General features: G+C 69.4%; 18 protein-coding genes and 1 tRNA gene. 3 read left to right on the plus strand and 16 right to left on the minus strand.

The annotated features are described in order from the left end of the window. Position 1: 1 nt before the first annotated feature. Positions 2-856: a tRNA glutamyl-Q(34) synthetase GluQRS gene (gluQRS, locus tag LHU95_RS10965; RefSeq protein WP_248711400.1), complete on the minus strand. Its 855-nt coding sequence runs from the start codon at positions 854-856 to the stop codon at positions 2-4. A gap of 200 nt (positions 857-1,056) precedes the next feature. Between gluQRS and LHU95_RS10970 the strand changes: the two genes are divergently transcribed. Then, positions 1,057-1,644 (plus strand): HNH endonuclease, encoded by a 588-nt coding sequence (locus LHU95_RS10970; RefSeq protein ID WP_248711401.1) that lies wholly within the window; start codon positions 1,057-1,059, stop codon positions 1,642-1,644. A 155-nt stretch (positions 1,645-1,799) separates the two neighbouring features. On the opposite strand, the gene glpD is transcribed toward LHU95_RS10970, so the two are convergent. The 8 genes from glpD to rlmB all read right to left on the minus strand — a co-directional run bounded on the left by glpD (position 1,800) and on the right by rlmB (position 8,720). Further along, positions 1,800-3,266 (minus strand): glycerol-3-phosphate dehydrogenase, encoded by a 1,467-nt coding sequence (gene glpD, locus LHU95_RS10975; RefSeq protein WP_248711402.1) that lies wholly within the window; start codon positions 3,264-3,266, stop codon positions 1,800-1,802. Between the two features lie 10 nt (positions 3,267-3,276). Beyond that, on the minus strand, positions 3,277-4,089 hold the full coding sequence (gene phnE, locus LHU95_RS10980) for a phosphonate ABC transporter, permease protein PhnE (RefSeq protein WP_248711403.1): 813 nt from the start codon (positions 4,087-4,089) through the stop codon (positions 3,277-3,279). After that, a complete protein-coding gene (gene phnE, locus LHU95_RS10985; RefSeq protein ID WP_248711404.1) occupies positions 4,086-4,877 on the minus strand; it encodes a phosphonate ABC transporter, permease protein PhnE in 792 nt (263 codons plus the stop codon). Before phnE (LHU95_RS10985) ends, phnE (LHU95_RS10980) begins: the two co-directional genes overlap by 4 nt. After that, on the minus strand, positions 4,874-5,629 hold the full coding sequence (phnC, locus tag LHU95_RS10990; RefSeq protein WP_248711405.1) for a phosphonate ABC transporter ATP-binding protein: 756 nt from the start codon (positions 5,627-5,629) through the stop codon (positions 4,874-4,876). Before phnC ends, phnE (LHU95_RS10985) begins: the two co-directional genes overlap by 4 nt. Beyond that, the gene (phnD, locus tag LHU95_RS10995) at positions 5,626-6,702 is read right to left on the minus strand and encodes a phosphate/phosphite/phosphonate ABC transporter substrate-binding protein (RefSeq protein ID WP_248711406.1); all 1,077 of its coding nucleotides are present in this window, start codon (positions 6,700-6,702) and stop codon (positions 5,626-5,628) included. The genes phnC and phnD overlap by 4 nt, the downstream gene beginning before the upstream one ends. A 134-nt stretch (positions 6,703-6,836) precedes the next feature. Next, the gene (locus LHU95_RS11000; RefSeq protein WP_248711407.1) at positions 6,837-7,067 is read right to left on the minus strand and encodes a hypothetical protein; all 231 of its coding nucleotides are present in this window, start codon (positions 7,065-7,067) and stop codon (positions 6,837-6,839) included. A 115-nt stretch (positions 7,068-7,182) separates the two neighbouring features. Further along, positions 7,183-7,947, minus strand: coding sequence for a fumarylacetoacetate hydrolase family protein (locus tag LHU95_RS11005; protein ID WP_248711408.1), 765 nt, complete (start codon positions 7,945-7,947; stop codon positions 7,183-7,185). Positions 7,948-7,952: 5 nt separating this feature from the next. Then, positions 7,953-8,720, minus strand: coding sequence for a 23S rRNA (guanosine(2251)-2'-O)-methyltransferase RlmB (rlmB, locus tag LHU95_RS11010; protein WP_248711409.1), 768 nt, complete (start codon positions 8,718-8,720; stop codon positions 7,953-7,955). Between the two features lie 66 nt (positions 8,721-8,786). On the opposite strand from rlmB, the gene LHU95_RS11015 reads away from it, so the two are divergent. Next, positions 8,787-8,858 (plus strand) — tRNA-Thr (locus LHU95_RS11015). Positions 8,859-8,995: 137 nt separating this feature from the next. Further along, complete coding sequence (locus LHU95_RS11020) at positions 8,996-9,556, plus strand: hypothetical protein (protein ID WP_248711410.1); 561 nt, start codon at positions 8,996-8,998, stop codon at positions 9,554-9,556. Here the strand turns inward: LHU95_RS11020 and LHU95_RS11025 are convergent. The 7 genes from LHU95_RS11025 to phnH all read right to left on the minus strand — a co-directional run bounded on the left by LHU95_RS11025 (position 9,537) and on the right by phnH (position 15,418). Continuing rightward, positions 9,537-10,214, minus strand: coding sequence for a DUF1045 domain-containing protein (locus LHU95_RS11025; protein WP_248711411.1), 678 nt, complete (start codon positions 10,212-10,214; stop codon positions 9,537-9,539). The genes LHU95_RS11020 and LHU95_RS11025 overlap by 20 nt on opposite strands. A 52-nt stretch (positions 10,215-10,266) precedes the next feature. Then, positions 10,267-11,403 carry an alpha-D-ribose 1-methylphosphonate 5-triphosphate diphosphatase gene (locus LHU95_RS11030; RefSeq protein ID WP_248711412.1) on the minus strand — a complete coding sequence of 379 codons (1,137 nt, stop codon included), beginning with the start codon at positions 11,401-11,403 and terminating at the stop codon, positions 10,267-10,269. Continuing rightward, positions 11,400-12,098 carry a phosphonate C-P lyase system protein PhnL gene (phnL, locus tag LHU95_RS11035; RefSeq protein ID WP_248711413.1) on the minus strand — a complete coding sequence of 233 codons (699 nt, stop codon included), beginning with the start codon at positions 12,096-12,098 and terminating at the stop codon, positions 11,400-11,402. Before phnL ends, LHU95_RS11030 begins: the two co-directional genes overlap by 4 nt. Further along, the gene (gene phnK, locus LHU95_RS11040; RefSeq protein ID WP_248711414.1) at positions 12,095-12,868 is read right to left on the minus strand and encodes a phosphonate C-P lyase system protein PhnK; all 774 of its coding nucleotides are present in this window, start codon (positions 12,866-12,868) and stop codon (positions 12,095-12,097) included. Before phnK ends, phnL begins: the two co-directional genes overlap by 4 nt. After that, positions 12,865-13,647 carry an alpha-D-ribose 1-methylphosphonate 5-phosphate C-P-lyase PhnJ gene (locus LHU95_RS11045; RefSeq protein WP_248711542.1) on the minus strand — a complete coding sequence of 261 codons (783 nt, stop codon included), beginning with the start codon at positions 13,645-13,647 and terminating at the stop codon, positions 12,865-12,867. The genes phnK and LHU95_RS11045 overlap by 4 nt, the downstream gene beginning before the upstream one ends. 125 nt (positions 13,648-13,772) lie before the next feature. Beyond that, positions 13,773-14,849, minus strand: a complete 1,077-nt coding sequence (locus tag LHU95_RS11050) for a carbon-phosphorus lyase complex subunit PhnI (protein ID WP_248711415.1) — start codon at positions 14,847-14,849, stop codon at positions 13,773-13,775. After that, positions 14,849-15,418: a phosphonate C-P lyase system protein PhnH gene (gene phnH, locus LHU95_RS11055; RefSeq protein ID WP_248711416.1), complete on the minus strand. Its 570-nt coding sequence runs from the start codon at positions 15,416-15,418 to the stop codon at positions 14,849-14,851. Before phnH ends, LHU95_RS11050 begins: the two co-directional genes overlap by 1 nt.

The raw sequence follows: 15,418 nt of genomic DNA on the forward strand, positions 1-15,418 counted from the left end.
CTTAGGGGAAACCCGCCGCTGCGCGCACCTCCGCTGCGCTCATGCCACTTGCGCGCATGGCGCGCAGCGTCGGCGCCTGGTCGCGCTTGGCGAGGCGGCGGCCCTGTTCATCGGTGATGAGGCCGTGATGGGCGTAAAGCGGCGCGGGCCAGCCCATCAGAGCCTGGAGCAAACGGTGGATATCGGTCGCTTCCAGCAGATCCTCGCCGCGCGTGACGAGGCTGACGCCCTGTTCCGCGTCATCCTGCGTGACGCAGAGGTGGTAGGAGGCGGGGATGTCCCGGCGGGCCAGCACCACATCGCCCTGGGCTTCGGGCGTGCAGCGGCGTGGGCCGTGGATCAGGTCGGTGAAGGCGAGGGGGCCGGTTTCCGTCAGGGCGCGGGCCGTGTTCAGCCGCAGCGCGTAGGGCTGGCCGCCGGCGATGCGGGCCTGCGCTTGCGCGTGCGGCAGGTTGCGGCAGGTGCCGGGATAGATGGCGGCCGTGCCATGGCTGGCTGCGATCGCCGCGGCGATGTCGCTGCGCGTGCAGAAGCAGGGGTAGAGCAGCCCGCGCCGCTGGAGTGCCGCCAGCGTTGCGCGGTAATGCGGCATGCAAGCGGATTGCACGCGCGGCTCCCCGGCCCAGCGCAAGCCGAGCCAGCCGAGATCCTCCAGGATGGCGGCGGTGAATTCCGGGCGGCAGCGTGTGGCGTCAATATCCTCGATCCGCAGCAGGAAGCGGCCGCCCGATTGCTCCGCGGCGATGGCGGCAAACAGCGCCGCATGGGCGTGGCCCAGATGCAGCAGCCCGGTGGGTGAGGGCGCGAAGCGCGTGGTGCAACCAGGGGGGAGGCCAGAGGGGGAAACAGGCAGCATGCGGCGGTTCCGGCGGGCACGCCCTGTATGACGGGCCCGTGAAAGCCGCCATGCCCCGCTTGCGGCAATGCGGCAAGGGTGCCATGCAGATGGCGCTATTGTAGGCGGCGCACCGAATCCGGGAGCCTTGCCGCACCCGGAACGGAGCATCCCGTCTGCTTGGCCTTGATTGGCCTTTTTGGCAGAGAGAGGAGCTTGGTTTGCCCGACGGCAGTCTCATCCCTCAAATCACCGGTCCTGGCGGTTTTCCCGCCCTGGTCCTGAACGCGGATTTTCGCCCACTTTCCTATTTCCCGCTCTCGGTCTGGGCCTGGCAGGATGCGGTGAAGGCGGTGGTGCTGGACCGCGTCTCCGTCCTCAGCGAATACGAGACGGAGGTGCATTCCCCCTCCTTCGCGCTGCGCCTGCCCTCGGTCATTGCGCTGCGCGAATATATCCCTGCGGCGCGTCGCCCGGCCTTCACGCGCTTCAACGTCTTCCTGCGGGACCGCTTCGGTTGCCAGTATTGCGGCGATGAACTCCCCGCCCAGGAACTTACGTTCGACCATGTGATCCCGCGCTCCCGTGGCGGGCGGACCAGCTGGGAAAACGTCGTTGCGGCTTGCGGCCCCTGCAACCTGCGCAAGGGCAGCGCATTGCCCCGCGAATGCCACATGCTGCCCCGCCAGGTGCCGCGCCAGCCGACCAGCTGGGAATTGCAGGAGAATGGCCGCAGCTTCCCGCCCAACCACCTGCATGAAAGCTGGCGCGACTATCTCTACTGGGACAGCGAGCTGGAGCAGGGCTGAGGCGTTTTCAATGCCATGCGGCTTCGCATGGCGACATGGAAAATGCGTGAAAACAGAAGCCCGGCGCATCGCCCTGGCCGCGCCGGCCGGAATATCAGTGCAGGCAGAGGGCTGGCGCGACTTTCCGTGATGGTGCCCGCCGCCCGGGCGCCGCGTCAGACCGTATCGAAGCGCGCCGCCACCGCCTCGCGCTCCGTCGCGGTCATGTGCAGGCCGAGCTTGGTGCGGCGCCACAGCGCATCCTCGGCCGAGCGCACCCATTCCTCGCGCCGCATCCAGTGCAGCTCCGCCTCGGTGAAGCCGGCGCCGAGCGCCTGGCCGGGATCGCCGCCGGCAAAGACCAGCGGCAGCTCGCTGCCATGGGTGCGCACCAGCCGCGGCAGGGAGGCCGGATCGAGGAAGGGCAGGGCGCGTGCCATCTCGGCCGTGAAGGCCGCGATGCTCCGGCCGCCGAGATCGCCGCCGGGCAGGGTGGCGCCGGCGGTCCAGGGCGTTCCCTCGCGGCCCAGCGCCTTGGCGATCTGCCCCGTCGCTTCCTCGGCCAGGCGGCGGAAGGTGGTGATCTTGCCGCCATAGACGCTGAGCAGCGGGGCGGCCGCCTCATCCAGCTTCAGCACATAGTCGCGCGTGACGGCCGAGGGATCATCCGCGCCATCGTCGAACAGCGGCCGCACGCCCGAATAGGACCAGATGATCTCCGCCGGCGTGATCTGCCGGCGGAACTGGCGGGAGACGGCGGCGCAGAGATATTCGGCCTCCTCGGCCGTGCAATGGGCGGAGGCGGCATCGCCCTCATGCGGGACATCGGTCGTGCCGATCAGGCTGAAATCCTGCTCATAGGGAATGACGAAGACCACGCGGCGGTCATCATTCTGCAGGATGAAGGCGTGCTCGCCCTCGTAGAGCCGGGGCAGGACGATGTGGCTGCCACGGATCAGCCGCACCGCGCCGGGGCGGTCGGTATGGGCCGAATCCAGGGCGCGCTGCACCCAGGGGCCGGCGGCATTGACGATGCCCCGCACGCGGATGCGCTGGCCCTGCGCATCCGGCCCGCGCAGGGTCACATCCCAGTGGCCGGGGTGGCGGGTTGCTTCCTCGAAGCGGGTGCGGGTGCGGATATCGGCACCGCGCCGCTTCGCATCCAGCGCGTTCAGCAACACAAGGCGGCTATCCTCCACCCAGGCGTCGGAATAGGCGAAGGCGTGGGTGATGTCGGGCTTGAGTGCCGCGCCCATCGGGCTTTGGGCCGTCAGGAAGGATTGCGCGCCGGGCAGCGAGACGCGGCGGGCGAGGTGGTCATAGAGGAACAGCCCGGCCCGGATCAGCCAGCGTGGCCGCATCTCCGGCCGGTGCGGCAGCACGAAGCGCAGCGGCCAGATGATGTGGGGCGCCATCCGCAGCAGCACCTCGCGCTCGCCCAGCGCCTCACGCACCAGGCGGAACTCGTAATGCTCCAGGTAGCGCAGGCCGCCATGGATGAGCTTGGAGGAGGCGGAGGAGGTGGCCTGCGCCAGATCCCCCTGCTCGGCCAGGATGACGGAATAGCCGCGCCCGCTGAGGTCCCGCGCGATGCCCGCGCCATTGACGCCGCCACCCACCACCAGAATGTCAAAAGCCTGCATATGTGTCCGGTCAGATCAGCTTGGCGCGGATGCGTGTCACCAGGATTTCCGCCACCACCACAACGGCGAGAATAGCGAGCAAGATGGTGCCGACCCGCCCCCATTGGAAGAAGTTGATCGCATCATCCAGCACCACGCCGATGCCGCCGGCCCCCACCAGGCCCAGCACCGCGGATTCGCGCACATTGATATCCCAGCGGAACAAGGCGATGCCCCAGAAGGCCGGCTGCACCTGCGGCCAGATGCCCTTGATCATGCGGTGGCCCCAGGGCGCGCCGCTGGCTTCCAGCGCCTCCACCGGGCCGGCCGCCGATTCCTCGATCGCCTCGGCCAGGAGCTTGCCGACGAAGCCGATGGAGCGGAAGGCGATGGCGAAGGTCCCCGCCGCCGGGCCGGGGCCGAAGACGGCGACGAAGATCAAGGCCCAGACCAGGCTGTTCACGCTGCGCGAGGAGACGAGGATGAACTGCGCCAGCACATTCAGCGCGGCATTGCGGCAGATGTTGCGCGCGGCCAGCAGTGCCACGGGGATGGCCAGGGCCACGCCCATGAGCGTGCCCAGGCTCGCGATGTGCAGCGTCTCGATCATCGCCACATGCACGGCGGGATAGTAATGCGCGACATCGGGCGGCCACATGCGGATCAGCAGATCGGCCATCTGCTCCGGCGCATCGGCCAGGAATTCGGGGATGATCTCGATGGAGCGCACCGCCCAGACCAGCGCCGCGACGAAGCCGAGCCAGAGCATGTAGCGCAGCATCCGCTCGGCGAAGGAATGGCGGACCCATTCGCGGTGCGGCAGCGTGGCGCCGGCCGGGCTCATCGCAGGGCCGCCCGGATGCGGCCCGAGATCACCTCGGTCACGAAGATCAGCGTGATGATGCTGAGCAGGATGGCGCAGACGAAATCATAGTCGAAGCGCTTGAAGGCCGCGAAGAGCGTGCCGCCGATGCCGCCCGCGCCGACGATGCCGACCAGCGTGGAATTGCGCAGGTTGGAATCGAGCAGGTAGATGCCGAAGCCGATGAAGCGCGAGGCCACCTGCGGCACCACGCCATAGACCAGCACGCCCGAGGGCGAGGCGCCCGAGGCGCGGACCGCCTCCACCTGCTTCATGCTGATTTCCTCGATCGCCTCGGCAAAGAGCTTGGCGATGAAGCCCATGGAAGCGACGGTGAGTGCCGCCACCCCCGCCAGCGCGCCAAAGCCCAGCGCCTTCACGAAGATGATCGCGACGATGACGTAGTGCAGCGAACGGCACACCGCGATGAAGCCGCGCGTGGGCGCGCAGAGCCAGCCAGGCGAGAGGTTGCGCGCCGCCATCAGGCCCAGCGGCAAGGAGAGCAGGATGCCGAGGGCCGTGGAAAGCAGCGCGATCTGCAGGCTTTCCAGCATGCCTTCCATCAGCAATTCCCAGCGGTCGAAATTGGGCGGGAACATGCGGGCCAGGAAACGCCCCGCCTCGCCGAAGCCCCGGCCCAGGCGCTCGGCCGTGATGCCGAGCTGGGTGCTGGCATAGATCACGTAGATCAGGCCCGCCAAGGCGCCGATGCGCGCGGGCCAGTTGGGCGGGAAAGGGTTGCGGTCCCTTTTGGGAATGGAGGCGCTCACATCCAGTCTTCGCCGCCATAGATCTGGCGCAGATGGTGGTTGCCGATGGCTTCCGGCGGGCCGTCATAGACCACCTCGCCGCCGGTCATTCCGATGATGCGGATGGCGAAGCGGCGAGCCAGCTCCACATTGTGGATGTTGACGATGACCGGAACACCCGCCTCGCCGGTCAGGCGGGCCATGAGTTCCATCACCTCGACGGCGGTCTTGGGATCGAGCGAGGAGGTGGGCTCATCGGCCAGCAGCAGGGCCGGGGATTGCATCAGGGCGCGCGCGATGCCGACGCGCTGGCGCTGCCCGCCCGAGAGCGCATCCGCCCGGCGCGTGGCCTGGTCCGGCAGGCCCACGGCATCCAGCAGGGCGAAGGCGCGATCAATATCGGCCTGCGGATATTTTCGCAGCCAGGCCCGCCAGAGCGGCACATAGCCGAGCCGCCCGGTGAGGACATTCTCCATCACCGTCAGGCGCTCCACCAGGTTGTATTCCTGGAACACCATGCCGATGCGGCGGCGCGCATTGCGCAAGTGGCGGCCGCGCAGCTTCGCCAGATCCTCCTCGCCCATCCAGATAGCGCCGGCGCTGGGCTCCACCAGGCGATTGATGCAGCGCAGCAGGGTGGATTTGCCGGTGCCCGAAGGGCCGATCACGGCGGTGATGCCCTGCGCGCCGATCTCCAGGTTGATGCCCTTCAGCACCGGCTTGCCGGGGGTGTAGGATTTCTCCAGCCCGACGATCTTCAGGATGGGCTTCACCGCGGCGGCGGCGTGGCGGGCGCGGCGGCGGGAGCCGGTTGTTGCTGGGCGGCGCGGCGGCGGGCTTCGGCTTCCAGTTCGCGCCGGCTTTCCTGGTCAAAGGCGGCGCGGGTGTAGGGCGCGTTCGCCGCATCCGCCACGGCGCGGACGGGGGCCCATTCGCGCTGATAGGTGGCGGGCCAGAAGCGGTCATTGCCGCCCAGGTCCCGCGCCATGGCGGCGGGGAAGCGGAAATCATAGAAGCATTGGCGGATGCGCTGGGCGAGCTCGGGCTGGAGGTCATGCGCGAGGGCGAAGCTGCTTGTGGGGAAGGGGTCGCTCTGCCAGATGCTGCGCAGATTGGCCGCCTGCACCTGGCCGCGGCCGATCATGCGGTTATACACATCGCTCGCCACCGGAGCGGCGTCGAAATCCCCGGCATTCACGCCCATCACCGAGCGGTCATGCCCGCCGGAGAACAGCACGCGGTAATCGGTATCCGGCGTGACGCCCGCCGCCGGGAAGAGTGCCCGCGGCGCCAGATTGCCCGAATTGGAGGTGGCCGAGGTGTGCGCCACGCGCTTGCCGCGCAGATCCGCCAGGGTGCGGATCTCCGAATTGGCGCGGGTGACGACAACGACGCGATAGCTCTCGAACTCGCGCTCATTGCCCTTGATGGCGAAGGGCACGGCGCCGGCGAGATTGACGGCGAAGGCGGTGGGGCCGGTCGAGAAGCCGGCGATATGCAGGCGCCCGGAGCGCATGGCCTCGACCTGCGCCGCATTGCTCGTCACCTGGAAATACACCACGCGCTTGCCGGTGCATTGCGTGAGGTATTCCATCAGCGGCCGGAACTGGCTGGCGTAGAGGGCGGGGTCCTCCACCGGGGTATAGGCGAAGACCAGCGTGCTCGGGTTGCGCAGCCGGGCGGGGTCGGTCGGCACATCGGCGACGAGGTCCCGGTTTTCATCGCAATAGGCATCATCCAGCGCGCCGCGATGCGAGCAGGCGGCGGGCTGGGCCATGGCCGCGCCGGGCGTGCCAGCGATGGCGCCCATGCTCAAAAACGTCATGGCCAGAAGCTTGCGGATCATGGCGGCCTGTTTCCCCTGTTTTTTATCGTCACGGCGGCGATGCCCCGGCTTACGCCCGGATGTCATCGCCGCCATGTCACATAGCGCCTGGGGGCGGCGCTGTCAGCCTCGGACATCCTGGCCCGGGCTGCAATTCACGCGTGGCCCACCGGCCCCATCGAGTCGAGGCTCGTGGCACGCACGACCGAGGCAAAGAGCCGCAAGGCATCCGGCCCGCCGCGATCGCGCAGCGCGCCATCCTCCATTTCGAGGGCGAGCAATTCGGCGTGCTCGGCCAGGGTTTCAGCCGCGCGGCGCAGGGCTTCGCGTGCCAGGACGAGTTGCAACTCATCCGGCATGTCCTTCCAGTCGGAGGGCGGGGGCATGGGATCATTCATCCGCTTGCCCGCCCTCCTGGCGGTAGGTTTCCGTCCGGCTCAGCTCCGGCTTTGGGCGTTCTAGCGGGCGGGGCGTTAACAGAGCCTTGCCCCGGCGGCCAAATCACATGAATTTCGCTGAAACTTCGCCCAGGCCCTCGAACACCACCCGCACCGCGCAGGGGCCATCCAGCCAGATCGGCGGCGTGACGGAACCGAGCCAGACCACCTGGCCCGCCTTCAACCCGCCAAACACCTCGGCCGCCCCCGAGCCCGCGAGCCAGGCCAGCGCCTCCATCGGGTGGCCCAGCAGATCGCGCCCATGGCCGCCCCCGCGTGAGGCGCCATCCACGAACATCTCGCCCCGCATGGCGCCGAGGTCCAGCGCCCGCCAATCCGCGGCAGGGCGGCCCAGCACGCCGGAGGCATGGAACACCTGGTCGGCGATCAGCGTGGGCGTGCCCAGCGCCGCCAGATCGCCATAGCGCTTCTCCACGATCTCGATGGCGGGAAAGACCTCCGCCACGGCGGCTTCGGCCGCTGCGCGGGTGGTGGGGCCGAAGGGCAGATCCGCCCCGAGGCGCACACCCACCTCGCATTCGACGCCGAGGCCGAGGAATTGCGCATAGGGGGCGGTGAAGCCATCGGCATTCAGGCTGCCCGCCGGCACGAAGCCGGCCGCAGGATGCGCGAGGCCCAGATATTCCTGCATCTGCTTCGTCGTGGCGCCGATCTTGAAGCCGGCGGGCGGCAGGGCGCCCTGAGCGGTGGCGACGGCATGCTGCACGGCATAGCCGGCGGCCACATCGCGCGGCGCCGCAGCACCAAGGGGGGGCAGGATGCGGCGGGCGCGGCGGGCCTCCAGGATCATCTCGGCGGCTTGGCTCATCTGGTTCACTCCCTGGCCAGTTCATACAAGGCGACGGCGGCGGCGGCCGAGACATTCAGGCTTTCCATCGCCGAATGGATCGGCAGGCGCACCAGCTCATCGCAGGTCTCACGCGTCAGGCGGCGCAGGCCCTCGCCCTCGGCACCCAGCACGAGTGCGACGCGCCGCCCGGTCAGCCCCGACTGCGCGAGGGTGACGGGCCCTGCCGCCTCCAGCCCCACCACCCAGAGCCCGGCCTTCTTCAACTGGTCCAGCGCGCGGGCGAGATTGACCTCCCGCAGGATGGGCACCACCTCCAGCGCGCCCGAGGCGGCGCGGGCCAGCGCGCCGGTTTCCTGCGGGGCATGGCGCTCCTGCACCACCAGGGCCGCCGCGCCAAAAGCCGCGGCCGAGCGCAGGATGGCGCCGACATTGCGCGGGTCCGTCACCTGGTCCAGCACCAGGACGGGGCCGGTGGTGCCCTCCAGCAGCCGCTCCATGGCGGGGGAGGGCAGCGGGTCCACCAGCAGGGCGGCCCCCTGGTGGATGGCATCGGGCGGCAAAAGCGCATCGAGGCGGTTGCGCTCCACCGGCTCGGGCGCGATGCGCCAGGGGGGGGAGAAGCGCTCGGCCAGCTCCTGCTCGGCGCCGCGCGTGACCAGGAGGCGGCGCAGGCGGCGGGCAGGATTGGCCAAGGCGGCCGAGACGGCGTGCAGGCCATAGAGCCAGACGGCCCCCCCGTCATTGCCGGGTGCGGTATCCTGGGGGCGGGGGCGGTGTCGTTGCTGGCGCATGCCTCCATGAAGCGCGGGCAGGCCCCGCTGGCAAGCGGCGCCGTGCTGTCATAGAAAGAGGGCGGCGCCGGGTTAGCTCAGGGGTAGAGCAACCGCCTTGTAAGCGGTAGGTCGTCGGTTCAAATCCGACACCCGGCATTCCCGGCCTGATGGATCAGGGCGTCACATTTCCTCACGCGCTGAAGCGCTCTCCGGCATGCGCCTGTTACATTCGGCGCCCATCTTCCTGACAACGGAGCGACACACACGCCGTCTCCCGCAACTGGAGAACACCGATGAAATTCGCCCCCACCCTCGGCCTTGGCCTGATCCTCATCAGCGCCGGCCTGGCCCATGCCCAGCCCGCCGCGACTCCCCCTGGCGCACCCCCTGCTGCTACCGATGCGCGCCCCGATCGTGGCCCGCGCGGAGATCGTGGCGCGCGGATGTTCGAGCTGCTGGACGCCAATCGCGATGGCCGCATCACTTTCGAGGAATCCTGGACCTTCGTGACGACGCGCTTCGCCACCGCCGATGCCGATCGCAGCGGCGGCCTCAGCATCGAGGAATTCGCCACGCTGCGCGTCCGCCCGGCCAATGCCCCCACGCCACGGCCCGAGCACGCCGCGCGCATGGAGCAAGGCCGCGCCGCCATGTTCCGCGCCCTGGACGCGGACCGGAACGGCCAGGTGACGCTGGTGGAAATCCGCCCGGCGGTGGAAGCCCGCTTCCGCGCGGCGGATGCCAATGGCGATGGCGCGGTGGTGCGTGAGGAGCTGCCCCAGCGCGGCCATCATCGTGGCCATCATGGCGGCGGCCCGCGCGGTGAAGCGCCGGCTACGCTGCCGGCCCGCTGAGGCTGAGCCGTTCCGCGATCAGGAAGGGCTGACCCGGGGCGGCCTGCGTGAAGACGCAGACCGCCCCGACCCGCCGGGGCTGTCGGGCCGGCCCCGCGAAATGCGCCTCCGCGAAGGGGCGGATGCGTGCCGCATCCTCGGCCCCCAGCCGATGCGTGAGGGTGACGTGGAATTGCCACTCACCCATCACATAAGGGTAGCCCCAGCGCGTCAGCATCGCCTCCTGCGTGGCGCTGAGCTTGGCCTTGCGGCGGCGGGCCAGCTCCTCCTCGGTGGGGGGCGCGCGGTGATGGTCGAGCGACGCGACCGCCGAATCGGCCAGGGCATGCAGCGGCGGGCAGGGTGCTGTTTCGCGCAGGGCCAGGAAGCCCTTGAGGTCCTGCACCGAGAGCGGCGGAAGGGTTAAGGGGGCTTGGCTTTCGGCCCAGCGCGCGGCCTCGACGATGAAATCCTGGTAGCGGGTGGCGAGGCGAAAGGGCGGCTTCAGCGTCGCATGCAGGCCATAGCTGCGCGGATCGGCGGTGAGGTCAGCGAGGCCCGGGATGGGCGGCTGCGGCACGCGCGCGGCGGTTTCCGCATCGCGCCCAAGCCAGGCGCTGCCGGCGGCATGCAGCGGGTCATCCAGCTCAGGCGCCCAATAGATGGCGACGCGCATCATCGGAATGGGGTCTGGGGCCTGAGGCCCCAGCCGCCGGAGGCCCTTTTCCTGCTCAAATCACCCGCGCCCTGCCCCGCCACACCTGCCGCACCACCGGCATGGCCCCGTAACGCCCCAGCCGCACGAGATCGGCGCGCAGCCCGGCCTCCAGGCGCCCGCGATCGTTCAGATTGCACATGGCGGCGGGCCCGCTTGTGATGGTGGCGATGGCGCGCGGCAGGCCGATTTCGGCCGCGATCAGGAAGGCGGCCTCGATCAGCGCGGGCGGCACGTAATCGCTGGCCAACACATGCACCGCGCCGGCGCGGACCAGGTCCATGGCGGCGACATTGCCCGAATGGCTGCCGCCGCGCACGATATTGGGCGAACCCGCGATGACGCCGACGCCGATTCGCGCGGCCTCCAGGGCGGCTTCCATCGTCACCGGAAACTCGCTGACGCGGATGCCGTCCTCGGCATTGCGGCGCACCTCGCTCGCATCCTCGTCATCATGGCTGGCCAGCGGGATGTTGCGGCCGGCGAAGCGGTCAATGACGAGGCGGCGCTGGCGCTCGCGCAGCTCGGCCCGCTGCGCCTGGAGCTTGAGGATGCGGATTTCCACCTCGGCGTCGGTCATGCGCGTCTGCTTGATGCGCATGGCCCGATAGCGGGCCAGGTCCCGGTACTGGCCGACACCAGGCGAGTGGTCCATCAGGCTGACCATGGCAATCAGCGGATGGTCCGCCACCCCTTCCAGCAGGGCCGGCATGTCGCGCGCGGGGAGTTCGCAGCGCAGATGCAGCAGATGCTCAGCCTTCATGAAGGGCTGGCCGTGCAGCGCCGCCAGGTCCCGCACGCCGTCATGGAAGGTCTGGTCGCGCCCCTGATCAAAGCCGAGATCGCCCAGGCACAGCGCATCCAGCACGGTGGTGACACCGGCGGCGGCGCATTGCGCGTCATGCGAGATGAAGGCCGAGACCGAGGGCCAGCGCGCATTGGCGCGGGGCTGCACCTGCCGTTCCAGATTATCCGTGTGCACATCCACCACACCGGGGATGATCACATCGCCCTCGCAATCCAGGGCGCTGGCGTGGTGGGCGCGGCCGGGCTGGATGTCGGCGATGCGGCCATCGCGCAGGAGCAGCGTGCCCTCCATCTCCGCCTCGGGCAGGATGAGGCGGGCATTGGTCAAAACCGTCTCTGTCGTCATGCGGCGTCTTCTACCGGAAGAATCTCATGCGTGCGATCCGCGACCCGGTCCCGCACCTCGATGTCGTGGAAGATGCCGACCAGGGCGGCACCCCGCGCCTTGGCCTCGGCGATCAGGGCGATCACCACCTCTCGATTGCCGGCGTCCAGGCTGGCGGTGGGCTCATCGAGCAGCAGGATGGGGTAGTCGGGCGCGAAGCCGCGCGCCAGGTTCACCCGCTGCTGCTCCCCGCCCGAAAAGGTGGCGGGCGGCAGGCCATGCAGGCGGGGCGGCAGGTTGAGGCGCGTCAGCAGCGCCGTGGCGCGCGCCTCGGCCTCTGCGCGGGGCATGCCGCGCGCACTCAGGGGTTCCGCCACCACATCGCGCGCCGAGACGCGCGGGATGACGCGCAGGAATTGCGAGACATAGCCCAGCGTCTCCAGCCGGATTTCACGGACAAGGCGCGGATCGGCGGCGGCGAGGTCCACTTCCGCGCCGCGATGGGTGAGCCAGATATGCCCCGAATCGCTGCCGTAATTGCCTTGCAGGCAACGCATCAGCGTGGATTTGCCGGCACCTGACGGCCCGGTGAGGGCCACGCATTCGCCGGGCATGACGGCCAGCGCCTCATCGCGCAGGACGTCAAAGCCGATGCCGCCCTGCAGATGCAGGGTGAAGCCCTTGGCCAGGGCTTCCACGCGAATCGCGGCCCTCATGCCGAGAGCACCGAGGCGACGAGGAGCTGCGTGTATTCATGCCGCGGATCATCCAGCACGCGATCGGCCAGGCCCTGTTCCACGATGCGCCCATGCCGCATGACGATGATGCGATGCGCGAGCAGCCGGGCGGCGGCAATGTCATGCGTCACGAAAAACACCGCGAGGCCGAGTTCGGCGACCAGCCCGCGGATCAGATCCAGCAGCCGCGCCTGGACGCTGACATCAAGGCCCCCCGTGGGCTCATCCATGAAGACGAGGCGCGGCTGCGTGACCAGGCAGCGGGCGATCTGCAGGCGCTGCTGCATCCCGCCCGAGAAGTTGCGCGGCGCCTCGTCAATCCGGGCCGGGTCCATTTCCACGCGGGCCATCCAGTCGGCGGCGGCGGCGCGGATTTCGGCGTAGTTGCGCGCACCGGCCGCCATCAGCCGCTCACCGATATTGCCGCCGGCGGAGATGCCCATGCGCAGGCCATCGCGCGCATTCTGGTGGACGAAGCCCCATTCGCTGCGCATCAGGCGGCGCTTGGCCGCCTCGCTCAGCGAGCCGATCTCCTGGGGCGTGCCCGCCGCGTCGCGGTAGAGCACGTGGCCGGACTGGGCATCGAGCGCGCCGGCCAGCACGCGCAACAGCGTGGATTTGCCCGAACCGCTTTCACCGACAATGGCGACGACTTCGCCCGGGTGGATGTCCAGCGCCACATCATCCAGCGCGCGCACGGCGCCGAAGCGCAGATGCAGCCCGGCAGCTTCCAGCAAGGGCGCGCTCATCGCCCCTGATTCTCGCCGCAGTGATCCGTGTCCGAGCAGACATAGATGCGCTGGCCTTGGTCATCGGCGATGATCTCATCAAGGTAGCTGGTGGTGCTGCCGCAGGCCGAGCAGGCATGGGGTGCCCGCATCGGGCGGAAGGGATGGTCGTCGAAATCCAGGCTTTGCACGCTGGTATAGGGCGGCACGGCGTAGATCTTTTTCTCGCGCCCCGCGCCGAACAGCATGATGGCGGGCGACATGTGCAGCTTCGGATTGTCAAAGCCCGGAATGGGCGAGGGCGACATGAGGTAGCGCCCGCCCACCATGACGGGGTGGTTGTAGCTGCTGCCCGCCTCGCCCTGGCGGGCGATATCCTCATAGAGCTTCACCTGCGCCAGGCTGTAATCGCCCAGCGCATGCAGGCGGCGTGTCTCGGCCAGGCGCGGTTCGAGCTTGAAGAGCGGCTCGGGCATCGGCACCTGGAAGACCATCACCTGGCCCTCGCGCAGGGGGCGTTCGGGGATGCGGTGGCGGGTCTGGATGATCGTCGCCTCGGCCGTGTGGGTGGTGGTGGCGACGCCGGCGACGCGGGCGAAAAAGGCGCGGATGCTGACGGCATTGGTCGTGTCATCCGCCCCCTGGTCAATCACCTTCAGCACATCGCGCGGGCCGAGGATGGCGGCCGTCACCTGGATGCCGCCCGTACCCCAGCCATAGGGCAGCGGCATTTCGCGGGCGCCGAAGGGGATCTGGTGCCCCGGGATGGCCAGCGCCTTGAGGATGGCGCGGCGGATCATCCGCTTCGTCGCCTCATCCAGATAGGCGAAGTTATAGGCCGCATCCGGCCCGGCCGATGCGGGGTTCGGGGCTACGCCCGCCGTCGCATCGGGGGGATTGGGCGCATTGCGTGGCGGCATGATGTTCATTGCTGTTCATCCCAACGCGCGCGAATGCTGCGCAGCTTTTCCAGCTCGCTCTGGAAATCCACGTGATGCGGTAGCTTCAGATGCTCGACGAAGCCGGTGGCTTCCACATTATCGGCATGCAGCAGGACGAATTCGGCATCCTGCGCGGGGGCGGTCACATCCTCGCCGAGTTCGCGCGCCATCAGGGCGCGGTCCACCAGGGCCATGGCCATGGCGCGGCGCTCGCCATGGCCCATGGCCAGGCCATAGCCGCGGGTGAATTGCGGTGGTGCGGCGGCGCTGCCGGCGAATTGATTGACCATCTGGCATTCGGTCACGGTGATGTCGCCAATGCTGATGGCGAAGCCGAGTTCGGCGGGTGCCAGCATCACCTCCACTTCGCCCATGCGCAGTTCGGCCACGAAGGGATGCGCGTTGCCATAGCCGCGCTGGGTGGAATAGCCGAGGCCGAGCAGAAACCCCTCATCACCGCGCGCGAGCGATTGCAGGCGCAAGGCGCGCGGCGTGGGGAAGGGCAGGGGCTCGCGCGTCAAATCGGGCGGCGGCGTGCCGTCATCCGGCGCATCGCGCGCCATCAGGCCCTCGCGCGCCAGGAGCTCCGTCACGCGCGGCATGGTGGCCTGCGCTGCCTCGGCCTCCTGGGGGGCGTGGCCGCCCCCGGATGCTTCCGCCGCCATGGCGAAATCCAGCAGGCGATGCGTGTAGTCGAAGGTGGGGCCAAGCACCTGGCCGCCGGGCAGATCCTTGTAGGTGGCGCTGATGCGGCGCTGCACGCGCATGGCCCCCGTATCCACCGGCTCGCAGGCGGCAAAGCGCGAGAGGGTGTTGCGATAGGCGCGCAGCAGGAAGGCCGCCTCGATCAGATCGCCCCGCGCCTGCTGGATCGCCAGCGCCGCGAGGCCGCGATCATGGCAGCTGCCCTCCGCCATCACGCGATCCACGGCGAGGCCGAGCTGCTGCTCGATCTGCGCGGGCGTGAGGGCGGGGAGCGCTTCATCCCCGCGCCGGCGCTCGGCCAGCCAGGCATGCGCGGCCTCGATCGCCGCTTCGCCACCCTTGACCGCGACATACATCAGCCTTGCTCCGTGATTCGCGTGGTGCGCGGCAGTGCCGCGAGGCAGGGGCCCGCAGCCAGCACGAGGTCCACGCCGCAGGGGAATTGCGCACCATTCGCGGCCCATTGGGCGAGGAAATCCGCGGGCAGGCCGGACACGGACAGCCAGTGTTCCTGCGCGATGCCGGGGCCCGTCAGCCGCCAGCCCGCATCCGCCTGGAGGCCGGGCACCTGCAGGATCAGCGTCGCACTGTCCTGCGGGGTTTCATCGCGGCCGGGATTGAGTGTCGCAAGTGCGGGCATGCCGCGGGTCGCCAGCAGGAATTGCGCCTCATCCGGCGTGGCCACGAAGGCCGCGCCGGTGTGGAAGGCCAGCCATTCCAGCGCCTCGCCCTCGGCATCCGTCCAGACGGGCGTTTCGGCATCGGCCAGGGCGAGGAGTGCGGCGGCGGCGGCCGGCTCCAGCCCGGCGGGCAGGTCATCCAGGACGGCGCAGCGCTGGATGCGGCCGGGGCGCGCCATCGCGTTCATCAGCGCCGCGAAGCATTCCTGCGCGCCGAACACGGCATCCACGAAGCCGGGCTTCAT

Source organism: Sediminicoccus sp. KRV36, assembly GCF_023243115.1.
In the GTDB taxonomy this organism is placed as follows: Bacteria; Pseudomonadota; Alphaproteobacteria; order Acetobacterales; family Acetobacteraceae; genus Roseococcus.

What these genes read in the sequence shown, in the direction of transcription:
- gluQRS (WP_248711400.1), bottom strand. Translation starts at nt 856, where the DNA reads ATGCTGCCTGTTTCCCCCTCTGGCCTCCCCCCTGGTTGCACCACGCGC.
- glpD (WP_248711402.1), bottom strand. Translation starts at nt 3,266, where the DNA reads ATGCAGGCTTTTGACATTCTGGTGGTGGGTGGCGGCGTCAATGGCGCG.
- phnE (WP_248711403.1), bottom strand. Translation starts at nt 4,089, where the DNA reads ATGAGCCCGGCCGGCGCCACGCTGCCGCACCGCGAATGGGTCCGCCAT.
- phnD (WP_248711406.1), bottom strand. Translation starts at nt 6,702, where the DNA reads ATGATCCGCAAGCTTCTGGCCATGACGTTTTTGAGCATGGGCGCCATC.
- LHU95_RS11000 (WP_248711407.1), bottom strand. Translation starts at nt 7,067, where the DNA reads ATGCCCCCGCCCTCCGACTGGAAGGACATGCCGGATGAGTTGCAACTC.
- LHU95_RS11005 (WP_248711408.1), bottom strand. Translation starts at nt 7,947, where the DNA reads ATGAGCCAAGCCGCCGAGATGATCCTGGAGGCCCGCCGCGCCCGCCGC.
- rlmB (WP_248711409.1), bottom strand. Translation starts at nt 8,720, where the DNA reads ATGCGCCAGCAACGACACCGCCCCCGCCCCCAGGATACCGCACCCGGC.
- LHU95_RS11020 (WP_248711410.1), top strand. Translation starts at nt 8,996, where the DNA reads ATGAAATTCGCCCCCACCCTCGGCCTTGGCCTGATCCTCATCAGCGCC.
- LHU95_RS11025 (WP_248711411.1), bottom strand. Translation starts at nt 10,214, where the DNA reads ATGATGCGCGTCGCCATCTATTGGGCGCCTGAGCTGGATGACCCGCTG.
- LHU95_RS11030 (WP_248711412.1), bottom strand. Translation starts at nt 11,403, where the DNA reads ATGACGACAGAGACGGTTTTGACCAATGCCCGCCTCATCCTGCCCGAG.
- phnL (WP_248711413.1), bottom strand. Translation starts at nt 12,098, where the DNA reads ATGAGGGCCGCGATTCGCGTGGAAGCCCTGGCCAAGGGCTTCACCCTG.
- phnK (WP_248711414.1), bottom strand. Translation starts at nt 12,868, where the DNA reads ATGAGCGCGCCCTTGCTGGAAGCTGCCGGGCTGCATCTGCGCTTCGGC.
- LHU95_RS11045 (WP_248711542.1), bottom strand. Translation starts at nt 13,647, where the DNA reads ATGATCCGCCGCGCCATCCTCAAGGCGCTGGCCATCCCGGGGCACCAG.
- LHU95_RS11050 (WP_248711415.1), bottom strand. Translation starts at nt 14,849, where the DNA reads ATGTATGTCGCGGTCAAGGGTGGCGAAGCGGCGATCGAGGCCGCGCAT.
- phnH (WP_248711416.1), bottom strand. Translation starts at nt 15,418, where the DNA reads ATGAAGCCCGGCTTCGTGGATGCCGTGTTCGGCGCGCAGGAATGCTTC.